Source organism: Streptomyces sp. NPDC051041 (assembly GCF_044456065.1).
Classification (GTDB): Bacteria; Actinomycetota; Actinomycetes; order Streptomycetales; family Streptomycetaceae; genus Streptomyces; species Streptomyces glaucus.
Map to the genome: position 1 here is coordinate 523,050 of NZ_JBITFM010000003.1, position 13,329 is coordinate 536,378.

The following is a 13,329-nucleotide window of genomic DNA, read 5'->3' on the forward strand; positions in this document are numbered from 1 at the left end:
CCGCGGGGATCCGCCGGAAGGGCCTCAGCTCCGCAGCGCCCCGGCGGCAGCCGTCAGCACGGCCTCGGTCACCGTCGCCAGCGCGGGGAAGTCCAGCCGCCACTGCTGCCAGTACAGCGGTACGTCGACCGCGCGCCCCGGGGCGAGGTGCACGAGCCGGCCGGCCCGCAGCAGGGGACCGGCCTGCGCCTCGGGCACCAGGCCCCATCCCAGGCCGGCGGCCACGGCCTCGGCGAACGCCTCCGACGACGGCACGAAGTGCCGCCCGGTCCGCGAGGCGCCGGCCTCGTTCCCGAGACCGCGGACGAACCCGTCCTGGAGGTCGTCCCGCCGGTCGAAGGTCACCACGGGCGCCACAGCGAGCGCGTCCCGCAGGTCGCCGGTCAGATGCCGTGCGGCGAACTCCCCGCTCGCCACCGGCAGGTACCGCATCCGGCCGAGGGCCCGCACGGAGCAGCCCGGCACGGGATCGGACGACGAGGTCACCGCGGCCGTCACCAGGCCGCCCCGCAGCAGCGCCGCCGTGTGGTCCTCGTCCTCGCAGCGCAGTTCGAAGAAGAGCCGCAGCTCCTCGGGCACCCGGGTGAGCGCGGCGAGGAACCAGGTCGCCAGCGAGTCCGCGTTCACCGCCACCGGCACCCGGGTCGCCTCCCCGGCCGCGGTCAGTCCCAGCTCGGCGTACGCGTCCCGCTCCAGCTGCGCCACCTGGCGGGCGAGCCGCACCAGCACCTCGCCCGACTCCGTCGCCCGCACCGGTTTGGTGCGCAGCAGCAGCACCCGGCCCGTGCGCTGCTCCAGCGCCTTCACCCGCTGGCTGACCGCCGACGGCGTCAGATGCAGCGCGGCGGCGGCCGCGTCGAACGTGCCCTCGTCCACCACGGCCAGCAGGGTCCGCACCTGGTCCAGGGGGAGGTCCGCCGGCCCGTCCGCGGGGCCGCTCGCCCGGCCCGTCGTCCTGTTCTTCACGAACGCTGAGGATACGTAAGAATCTTTAGCTGTACGCACGGTGATCGGCCGCCTAGCGTCGAGGGCATGACCAGCGCCCTGTCCGCCGCGGCCGCCGGGTTCGGCACCGGCCTCTCGCTCATCGTCGCCATCGGCGCCCAGAACGCCTTCGTCCTGCGCCAGGGGATCCGCCGCGACGCGGTTCTCGCCGTCGTCGGCATCTGCGCCCTGTCCGACGCCGTCCTCATCGCCCTCGGCGTCGCCGGGGTCGGCGCCGTGGTGGTCGCCTGGCCGGACGCGCTGACGGTGGTCGGCTGGATCGGCGGCGCGTTCCTGCTCGGCTACGGAGCCCTCGCCGCCCGGCGGGTGGTGCGGCCGGACGGCGGCGCCCTGCGGACGGACGGCGAGGCCGTGGGCTCGCGCCGGCGGGCGGTGCTCACCTGCCTGGCGCTGACGTGGCTCAACCCGCACGTCTACCTCGACACCGTGTTCCTGCTGGGCTCCGTCGCCGCCGACCGCGGCCCGCTGCGCTGGACGTTCGGCCTGGGCGCCACGCTCGCCAGTCTGTGCTGGTTCGCCGCGCTCGGCTTCGGCGCCCGCTTCCTCGGCCGTTTCCTGGCCAGGCCCGCGGCCTGGCGGGTCCTGGACGGCCTGGTCGCCGCCACCATGGTCGTCCTCGGCGTCACGCTCATCGCCGGGAGCTGAGCGGGGCCCGCCGGGCCCCGCCCGCCGGCTCCCGCGTGACGGCGCCCGCGGATCCGGGACGCTCGGCCGGTGCTGCGATAGTGAACCCCGGCCCGAAGGATGTACCGACCAACCAGGAAACCCGTGAACGCCAGAGAGAGCAGCACCGAACCGCACGCGTCGGCCCCGGAACCGGGGCCGACGCGTGCGGACGAGCCCGGACCGGCCCGCCGCGGATGGCGCCGGTGGGCGATGGACACCCGCCCCCTGCGCCGCCCGGCCTACCGGCGGCTGTGGGCGTCGACCGTCGTCACGGCCGTCGGCAGCCAGCTGACCGCCGTCGCCGTGCCCAAGCAGATCTACGACATCACGGGCTCCTCCGCGTGGGTCGGCGCCGCCGGCCTCGCCGGCCTGCTGCCCCTGATCGTGTTCGCGCTGTGGGGCGGGGCGGTCGCCGACAGCATGGACCGCCGCAAGCTGCTGCTGATCACCAACAGCGGCATCGCCGTCACCTCGCTGCTGTTCTGGCTGCAGGCCGTGACCGGGCTGGAGTCGGTGGCCGCGCTGATGGTCCTGCTCGCGCTGCAGCAGGCCTTCTGGGGGCTGAACGCGCCCGCCCGCAACGCCTCCATCGCCCGGCTGGTGCCCGAGGACGAGCTGCCCGCCGCGAACGCCCTCGGCTCCACCGTCATGCAGACCGGCCAGGTCGCCGGCCCGCTGCTCGCGGGCGCCCTCATCCCGGTCGTCGGCCTGCCCGAGCTGTACCTCATCGACGCCCTCGCCCTGTGCGTCACCGTCTGGGCGGTCCACCGGCTGCCCGCCCTGCCGCCCCTGGCCGGCCCGGCGGCGCGCCGCGCCGGGATACGCGAGATCGTGGCCGGGTTCCGCTACATCGCCGGGCACACGGTGCTGCTGCTGTCCTTCCTCGCCGACATCGTCGCCATGGTCCTCGGCATGCCCCGGGCCCTGTTCCCGCAGCTCGCCGCGGAGACCTACGGGTCGTACGGCGAGGGGCTCGCGCTCGGCCTGCTGTTCGCGGCGATCCCCCTCGGAGCGGTGGCCGGCGGCCTGTTCTCCGGCACGTTCTCCCGGGCCCGCCGGCACGGCTGGATGGTCATCGGCGCGGTCGTCGTCTGGGGCGCCGCCATCACCGGCTTCGGGCTGAGCGGCAGCCTGTGGCTCGCGGTGGCGTTCCTGGCCGTCGCCGGGGTCGCCGACATGGTCTCGATGGTCTTCCGCGGGGCGATCCTGCTGTCCGCCGCGACCGACGAGATGCGCGGCCGTATGCAGGGCGTCTTCACGGTCGTCGTCGCGGGCGGCCCGCGCCTGGCCGACGTGCTGCACGGCACCGCGGGCTCCGCCTTCGGCGCCCGGACGGCCACCGCGGGCGGCGGCCTGCTCGTCGTCGCCGTGATGCTGGTCCTGGCCCTCGCGGTGCCGGCGCTGCGCCGCTACCGCGTCTGACGTCTACAGCGCGCCCCGCCGGGGGAGCGTGTACTGCTCCAGCAGCTGGCCCCGGGTCGTCTCCAGCCGGTGCGCGAGGATCTCGGCGACCGAGCGCACCAGTGTCAGGCCCAGCCGCGGGTCCTCCTCGCACAGCGCGAGCACCGCCGCCGCGTCGAACTCGTAGGCACGCACCGGGCTGAACGCCTCGGCGCCGAAGTCCCACCGGTACGGCGGGAACAGCCAGGACCAGCCGAGCAGATCGCCCGCGCCGAGGCCGGCGACCGTGATCCGCTGCAGCGAGGACACCCGCTGGTCGAGGGAGACCGCGCCGGAGCGGATGACCCAGAAGCGGTCGGCCGTGCCTCCCGTCTCGAAGATCCGGGTGTCCTCGGGGAAGGAGACCTCCCGGGCGAGCTCCATCAGGCGTGCGCGCTGCGGCGGCGGAAGGGCGGTCAGCAGCTTGATCGCTTTGGTCATGGCGCGGCTCCTCGCCGGCGACTGGCTTCCGGGTGCTTTCCCTACGCCCATTTCAGCCGCTGCCGACGCCGCGAGCACCTCGGCGGACGGCACATCCGCACCCGGCCGGGCACCGGTGGCGCGGCCGGGTGCACGCGGCACACCGCCGGACAGGAGAAAGCCCTGGCTGGACGGGGGAAACCAGCCAGGGCGGCAAAGGGGGCGTACGGGGGCCGGATCGGTCGACCCCGTCACCACGTGGATGAACGGTAAACCACCCGGGGGAGTTCCGCGAACCGGAAAGCAGGTTAAGTGACCTGTTTCACGTTTCGCCGTCAGGCGCCCTCGGCCAGGACCCGGATCGTGTTCAGCTCCGGGTCGCTGGGATCGGGCAGGTACATGCCGGCGGCGAGCCCGGTGCGCAGGTACTCCACGACGGGCCGGGTGAGCAGCTCCCCGGGCAGGACGGCCGGGATGCCGGGCGGGTACGGCGTGATCATCTCGGCCGCGATCCGGCCGGCCGCCCGGCTCACCGGCACGTTCTCGGTCGGCCCGAAGAACGCGTCCCGCGGCAGCCGCACCTGCTCCGTCCTCAGCTCGTCCGGGGACGGCACCGCCACGCGCGGAGCCGGTCCCAGGTCTGCGGCGGCCCCCGCGAGGTCCTTGAGGGCGGCGAGCAGCTCGCCGGTGGTCTCCTCGTCGTCGCCGTAGGTGATCTGCGCGCCGATGCGGCGGTGGTCGGTCAGGTGGGCGTCGATGCCCCGGTGCTCGCGCAGCCAGTCCGAGGCCTGGAAGCCGGTGATGCCGAGCCCGGTGATGTCGATCACGACGGGCAGCGGGTCGAAGTCGTCGGCCAGGCGCGGCCCGCAGAAGTCGGAGCGGTCGTTGACGTGCATGCCGTCGATCTGCTCGACGGCCGCGCGCACGCCGGCCGCGAGCTCCAGCGTGGCGCCGAGGAGTTCCTCGCCCCGCAGGGCCATCTGCCGGCGCCAGCCGTCGAGGCCGGCGTAGATCAGCACCGACGGGCTGGTGGTGCTCAGCAGGTCCGCGCGCATGCCCAGCAGCTCCGGCGGGACCAGATCGCCCTGGAGGTGGAAGACGGAGCCCTGCTCCAGTCCGCTGCCCATCTTGTGGATGCTGGTGACGCAGATGTCGGCGCCCGCGTCCATCGCCCAGGACGGCAGATCGGGGTGGAAGGGCAGGTGGGCGCCCCACGCCTCGTCCACGATCAGCGGTACCGAGCGCCGGTGGCAGACCTCGGCGACGGCCCGCAGGTCCGCGCAGGTGCCGTACGGGGTGGGGCTGGTGATCAGGGCGCCCCTGGCGTCGGGGTGCGCGGCGAACGCCGCCTCGTACTCCGCGGCGGACGGGGGGTGGGCGAGGTGCCGCTCGGCGTCCCACCGCGGCTCGACCCAGACGGGTTCGATGCCGGACAGGATCAGGCCGGACACGACGGACTTGTGGGCGTCCCGGCCGACCAGCAATTTCTCGTGCGGCCCGGCGACGGCCAGCATCGCCGCCTTCACGGACAGGGAGCTGCCGCACGTGGAGAAGAAGGTGTGGTCGGCGTGCACGGCGTCGGCCATCAGCTCCTGGGCGCGTTCCAGCACCCGGCCGCGCTTGAGCCGGTCGTCGAGCCCGCCCGAGGCCAGTACGTCGCCCAGGAACACGGCGTCGCCGAGTACCTCCCGCACCGCCGGGTCGGCGCCGCGGGCCTGCTTGTGCCCGGGCGGCGTGAAGGACAATCGCCCCTTGCCGCGGTACTCGGCCAGAGCTTGGAGAACCGGTGCTTGCGTGTGATCGGCTGCCATGAGGCTCCGGATGCCCGGCCCCGGCTCCGCCAATCAACGCGTACCGGCCACCCGGCCGATCGGCACGGCCCCGGCCGTCCGGCCGTCGGCGCCCCTTCGGCGGCCCGGGTCACGGCGTCTTCCCGGCGGTTCCCGCTCGTCACCGCCCCGCAGGCTCCTTCCGCCCGCGGCCCGGCCCGTCAGGTGCCGTCGGCGTCCGGGTGCCGTCCCGGGGTCAGGATCTCGTCCAGCACCCGCAGGACCACCTCGTACGCCGTCGTGCGCACCGCGGCCTCGCGGGCCGCGTCCGGATCCGTCCGCCTCAGTTCCTCGCCGCGTGCCCGCCACGCCCGCTCCTCCCGCATCGCACGGTCCCTGGCGCGCCGCATCCGCCGCAGCAGTTCGTCGGAGTCCACCACATCGGTCATGCACTGCGCATACCCGCACCACCGCGCCCGACGACCCGCGCCGCGGGAAGAGCGGGAGGTTTGGCCCCCCGGGGAGAGGTGAGCCGGAAGAAGGGACCCGCGAAATCCGCTTTGCGACGGCGGCCCCCACCGTGCCCCGGCGGACCAGGGCGAGTACGCGACCGCCGCGGATGCGGCACGGATCCGGATCACTTCTGCACCCAGGGAGCTGACGGATGTGCGACAAGCACACGACGGACTTCGCCACCGGGCGGACCAGCGCCGACCGGGCCCGGCAGCCGCGACCGTGCAAGCCCGCCGAGGCGCGCCAGGCGGTGGAACGCGCGGTCGCCGAACGCTGCCGGACCACCCACACCCCCTGTGACGCCGACGCACTGTCGGACGCCCTGCTCGTCGCCTCGGAGCTGACCACCAACGCGATGCTGCACGGCGGCGGCGTCACGGACTTCCAGGTCGACCTCGTCGGCCCGGGCCTGCGCGTCTCGGTGAGCGACCGCAGCGACGAACTGCCCGTGGTGGTGCCGCCGACCGATCCGCAGGGGCGCCGGCGGGTCGGCGGGCGCGGCTGGCCCATCGTGTGCCGGCTCGCGCGTGACGTCAGGGTGTCGGACTTGCCGTCGGGCGGCAAGTGCATCACGGTCGTAGTGCCCCTGTCCTGACGGATTTCGCGAAAGCGGAGTTTGTTCCCCAAGGGCCAGGGCAGACGCAGTTTCGTGCTTCGGACCGGAGGCGCGCCCAGCGGGAGCGGTACGGCTGCTCCGGGCCCCTTTCGGCGCACCGGACAGCGACCTTCCCGCGGCAGTCCCTGAAACGACCGTTCAGGAGCGATTCCGCATGCTGATCGAAACGCCGACAGATTCCGGCACGTCCGAGACGCCCACCCCGTCCGCCCGCCGACGCCACGAGGACGCCCCCGACACCGCGGCCCTCTTCGCCAAGCTGGCGACCCTGGAGGAGGGGCCCGAGCGTGACGCCGTGCGCGACGAGCTCGTCACGGCCTGGCTGCCCATGGCCCATCGGATCGCCGGCCGGTTCCGCGACCGCGGAGAGTCCGTCGAGGACCTGCGCCAGGTGGCGGCCCTCGGCCTGGTGAAGGCCATCGACCGCTTCGACCCGGAGCGGGGCGCCTTCGAGAGCTACGCCGTGCCGACCATCACCGGCGAGATCAAGCGGCACTTCCGCGACCGCATGTGGGCCCTGCGGGTGCCGCGCCGGGTGCAGGAGCTGCGCAACAAGGTACGGGTGGCGCGGCGCGAACTCACCCAGAACCCGGGCAGTCCCGAACCGTCCGTGGCCGACATCGCCGCGCACACCGGGCTGACCGAGGAGGAGGTCAGCGCCGGGATGGAGGCCCTGGAGAGCTTCAGCACCCTGTCGCTGGACGCCGAGCTGTCGGCCGGCGACGACGGCTACAGCCTCGCGGACACCCTCGGCGCGGCGGACTCCTCGTACGACGTCGTGATCGACCGGGAGTCCGCCAAGGAAGGCCTGCGCCGCCTGCCCGAGCGCGAGCGCGCCATTCTCTACATGCGTTTCTTCGAGGACATGACGCAGAGCCGTATCGCCGACCGGCTGGGCATCTCCCAGATGCACGTCTCCCGGCTCATCAGCCGCAGCTGCGCCCGCGTGCGCGACGAGGTGCTGGGCCAGCGGGCGACCCGCCGGGGCCCGGGCGGATCCGCGGCGAGCTGAGGGAGGACGGCCGGCAGATGCCGAAGCCCCGTCCCGCCGTGCTGCGCAGGCTCGTCGACGAGTACGGGACGGTGTCCGCCGCCGACGCGCCGGACGCCCCCGCCGGGCCGGTCCCGCGCCCGGGAGGCACGGCGGCCGGACCGGTCCCCGTGCCCGAGTGACGTGCCGGCCGGGCCGCCGGCCGCCCCGGACGACACACGGGAGTGACACATGTCCACGATCCGGGGGCGGCCGGCAGCGCCCGGGGCGGGCCCCGGACCACGCCGCCCGCCCGGTCCACGGGCCCGCCCGCACGGCGGGCGGGCGACGGCTGAAGGCCCTCGGGAGGCCCGCCGCGAGTCCGCCGCCGCGCGGCCGGCGGTGCCCCGGCGTACCCGTAGCCATGCCGCGCCCCGGTGCGCCCGTACGCCCGGACGGCGCGGCGCACCGCCGTGCCGCGCCCCGGCGCGCCGCGCGTTCCCGGCCGTACCGGCCGGCCGGAGTCGCCCCGGATGACCGGCGACGCGCCGTGCGTGTGCGCCGGGGAAGCCGGGGCATCCGCACTCCGGGAGGTCGACATGAACACGGATGTCCTGGTACGGAGCGGCCGGGCGCGGGCGCGCCGGGCGGCGAGGGGATCGGCGGTCGAGGGCGCCGCACGGGCCGGCTTCACCGCGCGCGGCGTGATCTATCTGCTGGTGGGGATGCTGGCGCTGCAGATCGCCTTCGGCGACGGACGCCGGCAGGCGGACCGCGGCGGCGCCCTGGCCGAACTGTCGGACCGGCCGTTCGGCTCCGTCCTGCTGTGGGCGCTGGGCGTCGGACTCGTCGGCATGGCCCTGTGGCGGCTGTCGGAGGCGCTCTTCGGCTCCGTGGGACGCAACGGCCGTACGGCGAGGAAGCGGCTGCTGGCGGCCGCCCGGTGCGTGTTCTACTCGTTCGTCGCCTATTCGGTGCTGGCCTTCGCGGCGAGCCCGGGCGGCGGGAGCGGGTCGAGCGACCAGCAGTCCCGGGACGTCACCGCCCGGGTGATGGAGGTGCCCGCGGGGCGCTGGCTGGTGGGCGCCGCCGGGGTGGCGATCGTCGCCGTCGGGGTGGGGATCGGCGTCCAGGCCCTACGCCGCAAGTACCACGACAAGCTGAAGCTCGGACAGCTGCGGCCCTGGGTCCGGCGGCTGGTGGACGTGACGGGCGTGGCCGGCGGCGTGGCGCGCGGCCTGGTGTTCGTGGCGGCCGGAGTCTTCGCCGTACGGGCCGCGGTCGCCTACCGGCCCGACGAGGCCAAGGGGCTCGACGACACGCTGCGCTCCTTCGCCGGCACCCCGCTCGGCCCGTGGCTGCTGGTGTGCGTCGCGGCCGGGCTGGTGCTGTTCGGCGTGTTCTCCTTCGCGATGGCCCGCTGGCGGCGGGTCTGACGAGCGCCGCACAGGGAACACGGACGGGATGAACGAATCCGAGATTCCGCCGGACGGACGTCCCGTGGACGTCTATCTCGACCTGCTGCGCCTCCGGATGGACACGGAGGACTTCCACCGCCTGCTCAGCGTGGTGGAACCGGTTCTGCGGGCGATCGACGAGGAGCGGCTGCCCACCCTCGACTTCGCGCTGGACGGCGAGGACGCCGCGGAGCTGCCCCAGGAGATCCGGGACGAGGCCGCCCTGGTCATCGCCACCGCCGTCACCGGCCGGCTGGACAACGAGGTCATCGAGATCCACATCGACGACAGCGGGCCGGTCCGGGTGGTCACCGACGCGGCCACCGCGAGCGACCCGGCCCGTCTCGGCGAGATCGCCGACTACCTGAGGGAACGGCACCGCCAGAACGAGGAGCTGCGCGGCATAGCCGAGGCCAGCGGACTGCCCACCGACTTCTGACCCGGGCCCGGGCCGCCGTGGTGGGGGACCCCTCACCGCTTCGGCGCGGCGAGGGGCACGCCCAGCGGGCGGCCGAGGCCGGTCACCGCCTCGTCCAGGCGCTCCAGATGCCGCAGCACACGGCCGGTGATCCGGCCGTAGCGCGGGCCGCCCGCGGTGCCGGGCTCCAGGAGCGAGGCGATGCTCGGCCCGGTCTCGATCGCGGCGTCGGGCCGCTCGCCCGCGACGCGCCCGGCGATCGCCTCGATGTTGCGCACGGTGCGCCGCATCGCGCCGCGCAGCCGCGGGTCCGCCGCGATCGAGGGATGGGTGGGCAGCAGCTCCGCGGTCGCGGCCAGGGAGCGCGCGTGATAGGCGCAGGTCTCCAGCAGCGCGACCACGTACCGGGCGGTGTCCCGCCGGGCCCGCAGCGGCGTGATCGGGTGGGTGAGCGGCTGGGTGGCCGCCCGCAGGTCGCCCAGGGCCTGGTCCAGGTCGCGGGCCTGGTCGAGGAGGTCCGCCGCGGGCCCGCCGCTGAGCTGGCCGACGGCGCTCTCGGTGACGTCGCAGAGCCGCTGGAGCACCGTGACCAGGAGCTCGTCGGTGCGCCGGTCGGTCCGCACCGGCAGCACCAGCGCGGCGGCCACGATCCCGCAGAGCGCGCCGAGCGCCGTCTCCTCCACCCGCAGCACCAGCACCGACGGGCTGTAGGTGTGCAGCAGCATGTACAGCAGCCCCAGCGCCGCGGTGACGAAGAAGGACATCAGGGTGTAGGACAGCGGCGCGGTGTAGAACATCGCGAAGACGAACAGCAGCACCAGCGCGAACGCCGTCCACGTGTGGTGCCCGACCAGCCCGGCCAGCACCAGGCCCGCCGCGACCCCGAGCACCGTGCCCAGCAGCCGCCGGTAGCCCTTGACGAGGATCTCGCCGGTGGAGGCGGTGTTGATGAACACGATCCAGCAGGTGAGCACCGCCCAGTACCAGCGCTGGCTGGACAGGAACTCACCGCCGACGATGGCGAGCGACGAGCCCACCGTGACCTGGATCGCGGCGCGCGTGGTGGGCCGGCGCAGCCCGGTCGGCCGCTCCTCGTCCCCGTCCTGCTCGCCGGCGTCGATGGCCGCGTCCTCGGCGTCCAGCTCCTCCCGGGACCGGGCGGTGGCGGGGGTGTCGTCCGACTCGTCCTGCGGCCCGCCCAGGGCGAGCCGCAGCCCCAGGACGGCGCGGGCGGCCTCGCCGACGCCCCGGAAGACGTCCTGCACGGCCGGGGACGCGGCCGGCAGGCGCTCCTCGTCCCGGTACCCGAGGAGCCGGTTGCGCACATGGGCCACCGCGGTCCCCGTCACCTCGTCCCCGGTCCGCTCGACGAGCGTGCGCAGCGCCTGGAGATCACGGCGCAGGGTGGCGACGGCCTCGTCCGGCCCGGGCAGCCGGCCCATCGAGGGGACGGGCGCGCCCGGCAGGTGCAGGGTGAGGGTGTCCGCCCGCTCGGCGCTGCGCGCGGACAGCAGGAGCAGCCCCAGCCGTTCGGCGGCGATCTCGGCGTCCGCGACACGGCGCTGCACCAGCCGCGCCGCGGCCTCGTCCGGGGTGCCCTCCTCCAGCCGGGCCTGGATCATCAGAGCCGTCTCGTGCAGCCGCGCGGTGCCCTCCCGGACGGCCTCCAGGGCCTTGTCGACGTCCTCGGGCCCGGCGTCGAGCAGCTCGATCTGCGCCGAGACCAGCTGGGCCAGACGGGCGCGGAAGGCCTCCCGCAGCCGCTGGAGGACGCCGGCGGGCGTCGCCGGCACCACCGCGAACCGCACCACGGCACTGCACAGGAACGCCACGGCGATCACACCGCACAGCTCGGGCAGCTCGGGCACGGTCGCGCCGACGAACAGCGACAGGAAGTAGACCTGGAAGGCGATGAGCCCCAGCGCGGTGCCGCGGTCGCCGAACCGGCGGCCGTAGACGGCGCAGAAGATGAGGACGACGAAGAAGACGTCGCCGAGCACGATCCGGGTGTGCAGCAGCGCGGCCAGCGCCACCATGGCCAGCGCCACCGGCAGGCCGACGGCCAGCGTGACGGCCTGCCGGCGGCGCTGCTTCTCCCGGATGGCGAAGGTGGCCGCCATCGCCGCCATCGCCCCCGTCACCAGATGGGTGACGTCCGCCCCCAGCAGGCCGAGCACGGCCAGCGCCAGGGCGATGGCGCCCACCGTGCGCAGCCCGGCCGTCAGCCGCATCAGCCCGGGGTCGGACGCCGCCACGCGGTCCCGCAGTCGCGTCCGCACCGAGCGTCCCGCTGCCCTCACGCCGCTGTACTCTCTCCCGTTCCACGTCACGACAGGCCGAGGTCCGTGTCCCGGCGGATCATGCCGGGACCCGGCTCCTCCGGACGGGTCACCGGTCCAGCCGCGCGGTCCCCGCGACGTGCGCCCGCACCTGTTCCGGCGCCAGGTACGCGTCGGTGTACTCGAAGTCCTTCAGCTTGGCGGGCTTGCGGGCCTGGAAGCCGGTGCGCACGAAGTCGTCGCCGGCGACCGCGTTGAGCAGCCAGTTCGTCATCACGCGCGTCTTGGCGACGTTGGTGCGCAGCGCCGACCAGTGGTAGCCGCGGGCGACGGCCTGGGCGGGCAGGCCCCGCAGCTCCACGCCCAGCGGCTTGGAGACCGCGTCCCTGCCGCCGAGGTCGACGACGAGCCCGAGGTCCTTGTGGACGTACGGCCGCATCGCCTGGCCGCGCAGCGTCGCGATGACGTTGTCGGCGACGTGCCGGCCCTGCCGCATGGCGTGCTGGGCGGTGGGCGGGCAGACGGCACCCTCCTGGCCCTTGGCCAGGTCGGGCACCGCGGCCGAGTCGCCGAGCGCGAACACCCCGTCGTGGCCGGGCAGGCACATCTCGGCGGTGACCGCGAGCCGCCCCTTGACGGTCTCCGCGTCGAGGGTGGCGATCAGCGGGCTCGCCACCACGCCCGCGGTCCAGATCAGCGTGCGGGTGGGGATCACCCGCCCGTCGGTGAAGGTGACCTCCTCCGGACCGGCCTTGGCGATGGAGACGCCCAGGGAGACCTCGATGCCGCGCCGGCGCAGGATCTCCTGCGCGCTGCGCCCGAGCTTCTCGCCCAGCTCGGGCATCAGCTTGGGCGCGATGTCGATCAGGTGCCACTTGATCAGGCCCGGGTCCAGGCGGGGGTAGCGCTTGACGGCGGCGTGCGTCAGGCGCTGCAGGCACGCGGCGGTCTCGGTGCCCGCGTACCCGCCGCCGACCACCACGAACTGCAGCCGCGAGGCCCGCTCGGCCGGGTCCTGGCTGGCGTCGGCGAGGTCGAGCTGGGCGATGACGTGGTCGCGGATGTAGGCGGCCTCGGCGAGCGTCTTCATACCGAACGCGTGGTCCGTGAGCCCGGGGATGTCGAAGGTCCGGGTGATGCTGCCGGGGGCCAGCACGATGTAGTCGTACGGTTCGTCGAGGATCCGGTCGGTGATGGTACGGATGACGCAGACCTTCGACTTCAGGTCCACGCCGATCGCTCCGCCCGGGATGATCCGGGTGCGGTACCTCCTGCTGCGGCGCAGGGACACGGCGATGGACTGGGGCGTCAGCACCCCGGAGGCGACCTGGGGCAGCAGCGGCAGATAGAGCTGGTAGGCGAACGGCGTCACCAGCGTGACGTCGGCCTCGTCGGGGGAGAGCTTCCGTTCCAGGCGGCGGACGCACTCCACCCCGGCGAAACCTGCGCCAACCACCAGGATCCTGGGTCGTGTCACGGTGTTCATCCCTTTCTGCGGCTCCAGGCGGTCCGACTCGAACGCCTTTCGCCTGCCCCTGGATCGCGGCTTCGCACCTCATCGATCCCATCGTGTCGCCGGCCGTCGCGCCAGCCGGGAGCGGCGGGGAGACGAACGCGTCGACAACCACCATGCCCGCGCCGGGGCAGCGGCGCACCGGCGGAGGGGGCGGCGGGCGCCGTGCCGCGCCGTCCTGACGGCCGAAAGGCCTGGTCCCGGAGGCCGAGGCGCCTGCCCGGCGCGGGGACCGGAGCGCATTCAGGTGAACGGCCCCGCGC

At 74.6% G+C, this 13,329-nt stretch carries 13 protein-coding genes; 7 read left to right on the forward strand and 6 right to left on the reverse strand.

What is annotated here, in order from left to right; translation table 11 throughout:
* Window positions 1–24: 24 nt before the first annotated feature.
* Complete coding sequence (locus ACIBAI_RS08510) at window positions 25–966, reverse strand: LysR family transcriptional regulator ArgP (RefSeq protein WP_399032136.1); 942 nt, start codon at window positions 964–966, stop codon at window positions 25–27.
* Window positions 967–1,032: 66 nt separating this feature from the next.
* On the opposite strand from ACIBAI_RS08510, the gene ACIBAI_RS08515 reads away from it, so the two are divergent.
* Entirely contained in the window at window positions 1,033–1,650 is a 618-nt protein-coding gene (locus tag ACIBAI_RS08515; protein ID WP_399032138.1) for a LysE/ArgO family amino acid transporter, read from the forward strand.
* A 99-nt stretch (window positions 1,651–1,749) separates the two neighbouring features.
* Window positions 1,750–3,093: an MFS transporter gene (locus ACIBAI_RS08520; RefSeq protein ID WP_399032140.1), complete on the forward strand. Its 1,344-nt coding sequence runs from the start codon at window positions 1,750–1,752 to the stop codon at window positions 3,091–3,093.
* Window positions 3,094–3,096: 3 nt separating this feature from the next.
* On the opposite strand, the gene ACIBAI_RS08525 is transcribed toward ACIBAI_RS08520, so the two are convergent.
* From ACIBAI_RS08525 to ACIBAI_RS08535, 3 genes are all read right to left on the reverse strand, one after another.
* The gene (locus ACIBAI_RS08525; RefSeq protein ID WP_344606737.1) at window positions 3,097–3,552 is read right to left on the reverse strand and encodes a cyclic nucleotide-binding domain-containing protein; all 456 of its coding nucleotides are present in this window, start codon (window positions 3,550–3,552) and stop codon (window positions 3,097–3,099) included.
* A 314-nt stretch (window positions 3,553–3,866) separates the two neighbouring features.
* The gene (locus tag ACIBAI_RS08530) at window positions 3,867–5,342 is read right to left on the reverse strand and encodes an aminotransferase class I/II-fold pyridoxal phosphate-dependent enzyme (protein WP_399032142.1); all 1,476 of its coding nucleotides are present in this window, start codon (window positions 5,340–5,342) and stop codon (window positions 3,867–3,869) included.
* 179 nt (window positions 5,343–5,521) lie between these two features.
* Window positions 5,522–5,749 (reverse strand): hypothetical protein, encoded by a 228-nt coding sequence (locus ACIBAI_RS08535; RefSeq protein WP_399032144.1) that lies wholly within the window; start codon window positions 5,747–5,749, stop codon window positions 5,522–5,524.
* A 215-nt stretch (window positions 5,750–5,964) separates the two neighbouring features.
* On the opposite strand from ACIBAI_RS08535, the gene ACIBAI_RS08540 reads away from it, so the two are divergent.
* The 5 genes from ACIBAI_RS08540 to ACIBAI_RS08560 all read left to right on the forward strand — a co-directional run bounded on the left by ACIBAI_RS08540 (window position 5,965) and on the right by ACIBAI_RS08560 (window position 9,295).
* Window positions 5,965–6,408 (forward strand): ATP-binding protein, encoded by a 444-nt coding sequence (locus tag ACIBAI_RS08540; protein ID WP_399032146.1) that lies wholly within the window; start codon window positions 5,965–5,967, stop codon window positions 6,406–6,408.
* Between the two features lie 175 nt (window positions 6,409–6,583).
* Window positions 6,584–7,441, forward strand: a complete 858-nt coding sequence (locus ACIBAI_RS08545; RefSeq protein WP_399032148.1) for a SigB/SigF/SigG family RNA polymerase sigma factor — start codon at window positions 6,584–6,586, stop codon at window positions 7,439–7,441.
* Between the two features lie 17 nt (window positions 7,442–7,458).
* Window positions 7,459–7,602 (forward strand): hypothetical protein, encoded by a 144-nt coding sequence (locus ACIBAI_RS08550; protein WP_399032150.1) that lies wholly within the window; start codon window positions 7,459–7,461, stop codon window positions 7,600–7,602.
* Window positions 7,603–7,998: 396 nt separating this feature from the next.
* Window positions 7,999–8,835, forward strand: a complete 837-nt coding sequence (locus tag ACIBAI_RS08555) for a DUF1206 domain-containing protein (RefSeq protein WP_399032152.1) — start codon at window positions 7,999–8,001, stop codon at window positions 8,833–8,835.
* Between the two features lie 28 nt (window positions 8,836–8,863).
* On the forward strand, window positions 8,864–9,295 hold the full coding sequence (locus ACIBAI_RS08560; protein WP_399032154.1) for a hypothetical protein: 432 nt from the start codon (window positions 8,864–8,866) through the stop codon (window positions 9,293–9,295).
* 32 nt (window positions 9,296–9,327) lie between these two features.
* Here the strand turns inward: ACIBAI_RS08560 and ACIBAI_RS08565 are convergent, their stop codons facing one another.
* Together ACIBAI_RS08565 and ACIBAI_RS08570 are read right to left on the reverse strand one after the other, a co-directional pair.
* Window positions 9,328–11,574 carry an FUSC family protein gene (locus ACIBAI_RS08565; RefSeq protein WP_399032156.1) on the reverse strand — a complete coding sequence of 749 codons (2,247 nt, stop codon included), beginning with the start codon at window positions 11,572–11,574 and terminating at the stop codon, window positions 9,328–9,330.
* Window positions 11,575–11,662: 88 nt separating this feature from the next.
* Complete coding sequence (locus tag ACIBAI_RS08570; protein WP_399032158.1) at window positions 11,663–13,039, reverse strand: NAD(P)/FAD-dependent oxidoreductase; 1,377 nt, start codon at window positions 13,037–13,039, stop codon at window positions 11,663–11,665.
* Window positions 13,040–13,329 lie beyond the last annotated feature (290 nt).

What these genes read in the sequence shown, in the direction of transcription:
- ACIBAI_RS08515 (WP_399032138.1), top strand. Translation starts at nt 1,033, where the DNA reads ATGACCAGCGCCCTGTCCGCCGCGGCCGCCGGGTTCGGCACCGGCCTC.
- ACIBAI_RS08520 (WP_399032140.1), top strand. Translation starts at nt 1,750, where the DNA reads ATGTACCGACCAACCAGGAAACCCGTGAACGCCAGAGAGAGCAGCACC.
- ACIBAI_RS08525 (WP_344606737.1), bottom strand. Translation starts at nt 3,552, where the DNA reads ATGACCAAAGCGATCAAGCTGCTGACCGCCCTTCCGCCGCCGCAGCGC.
- ACIBAI_RS08530 (WP_399032142.1), bottom strand. Translation starts at nt 5,342, where the DNA reads ATGGCAGCCGATCACACGCAAGCACCGGTTCTCCAAGCTCTGGCCGAG.
- ACIBAI_RS08535 (WP_399032144.1), bottom strand. Translation starts at nt 5,749, where the DNA reads ATGACCGATGTGGTGGACTCCGACGAACTGCTGCGGCGGATGCGGCGC.
- ACIBAI_RS08540 (WP_399032146.1), top strand. Translation starts at nt 5,965, where the DNA reads ATGTGCGACAAGCACACGACGGACTTCGCCACCGGGCGGACCAGCGCC.
- ACIBAI_RS08545 (WP_399032148.1), top strand. Translation starts at nt 6,584, where the DNA reads ATGCTGATCGAAACGCCGACAGATTCCGGCACGTCCGAGACGCCCACC.
- ACIBAI_RS08550 (WP_399032150.1), top strand. Translation starts at nt 7,459, where the DNA reads ATGCCGAAGCCCCGTCCCGCCGTGCTGCGCAGGCTCGTCGACGAGTAC.
- ACIBAI_RS08555 (WP_399032152.1), top strand. Translation starts at nt 7,999, where the DNA reads ATGAACACGGATGTCCTGGTACGGAGCGGCCGGGCGCGGGCGCGCCGG.
- ACIBAI_RS08560 (WP_399032154.1), top strand. Translation starts at nt 8,864, where the DNA reads ATGAACGAATCCGAGATTCCGCCGGACGGACGTCCCGTGGACGTCTAT.
- ACIBAI_RS08570 (WP_399032158.1), bottom strand. Translation starts at nt 13,039, where the DNA reads ATGAACACCGTGACACGACCCAGGATCCTGGTGGTTGGCGCAGGTTTC.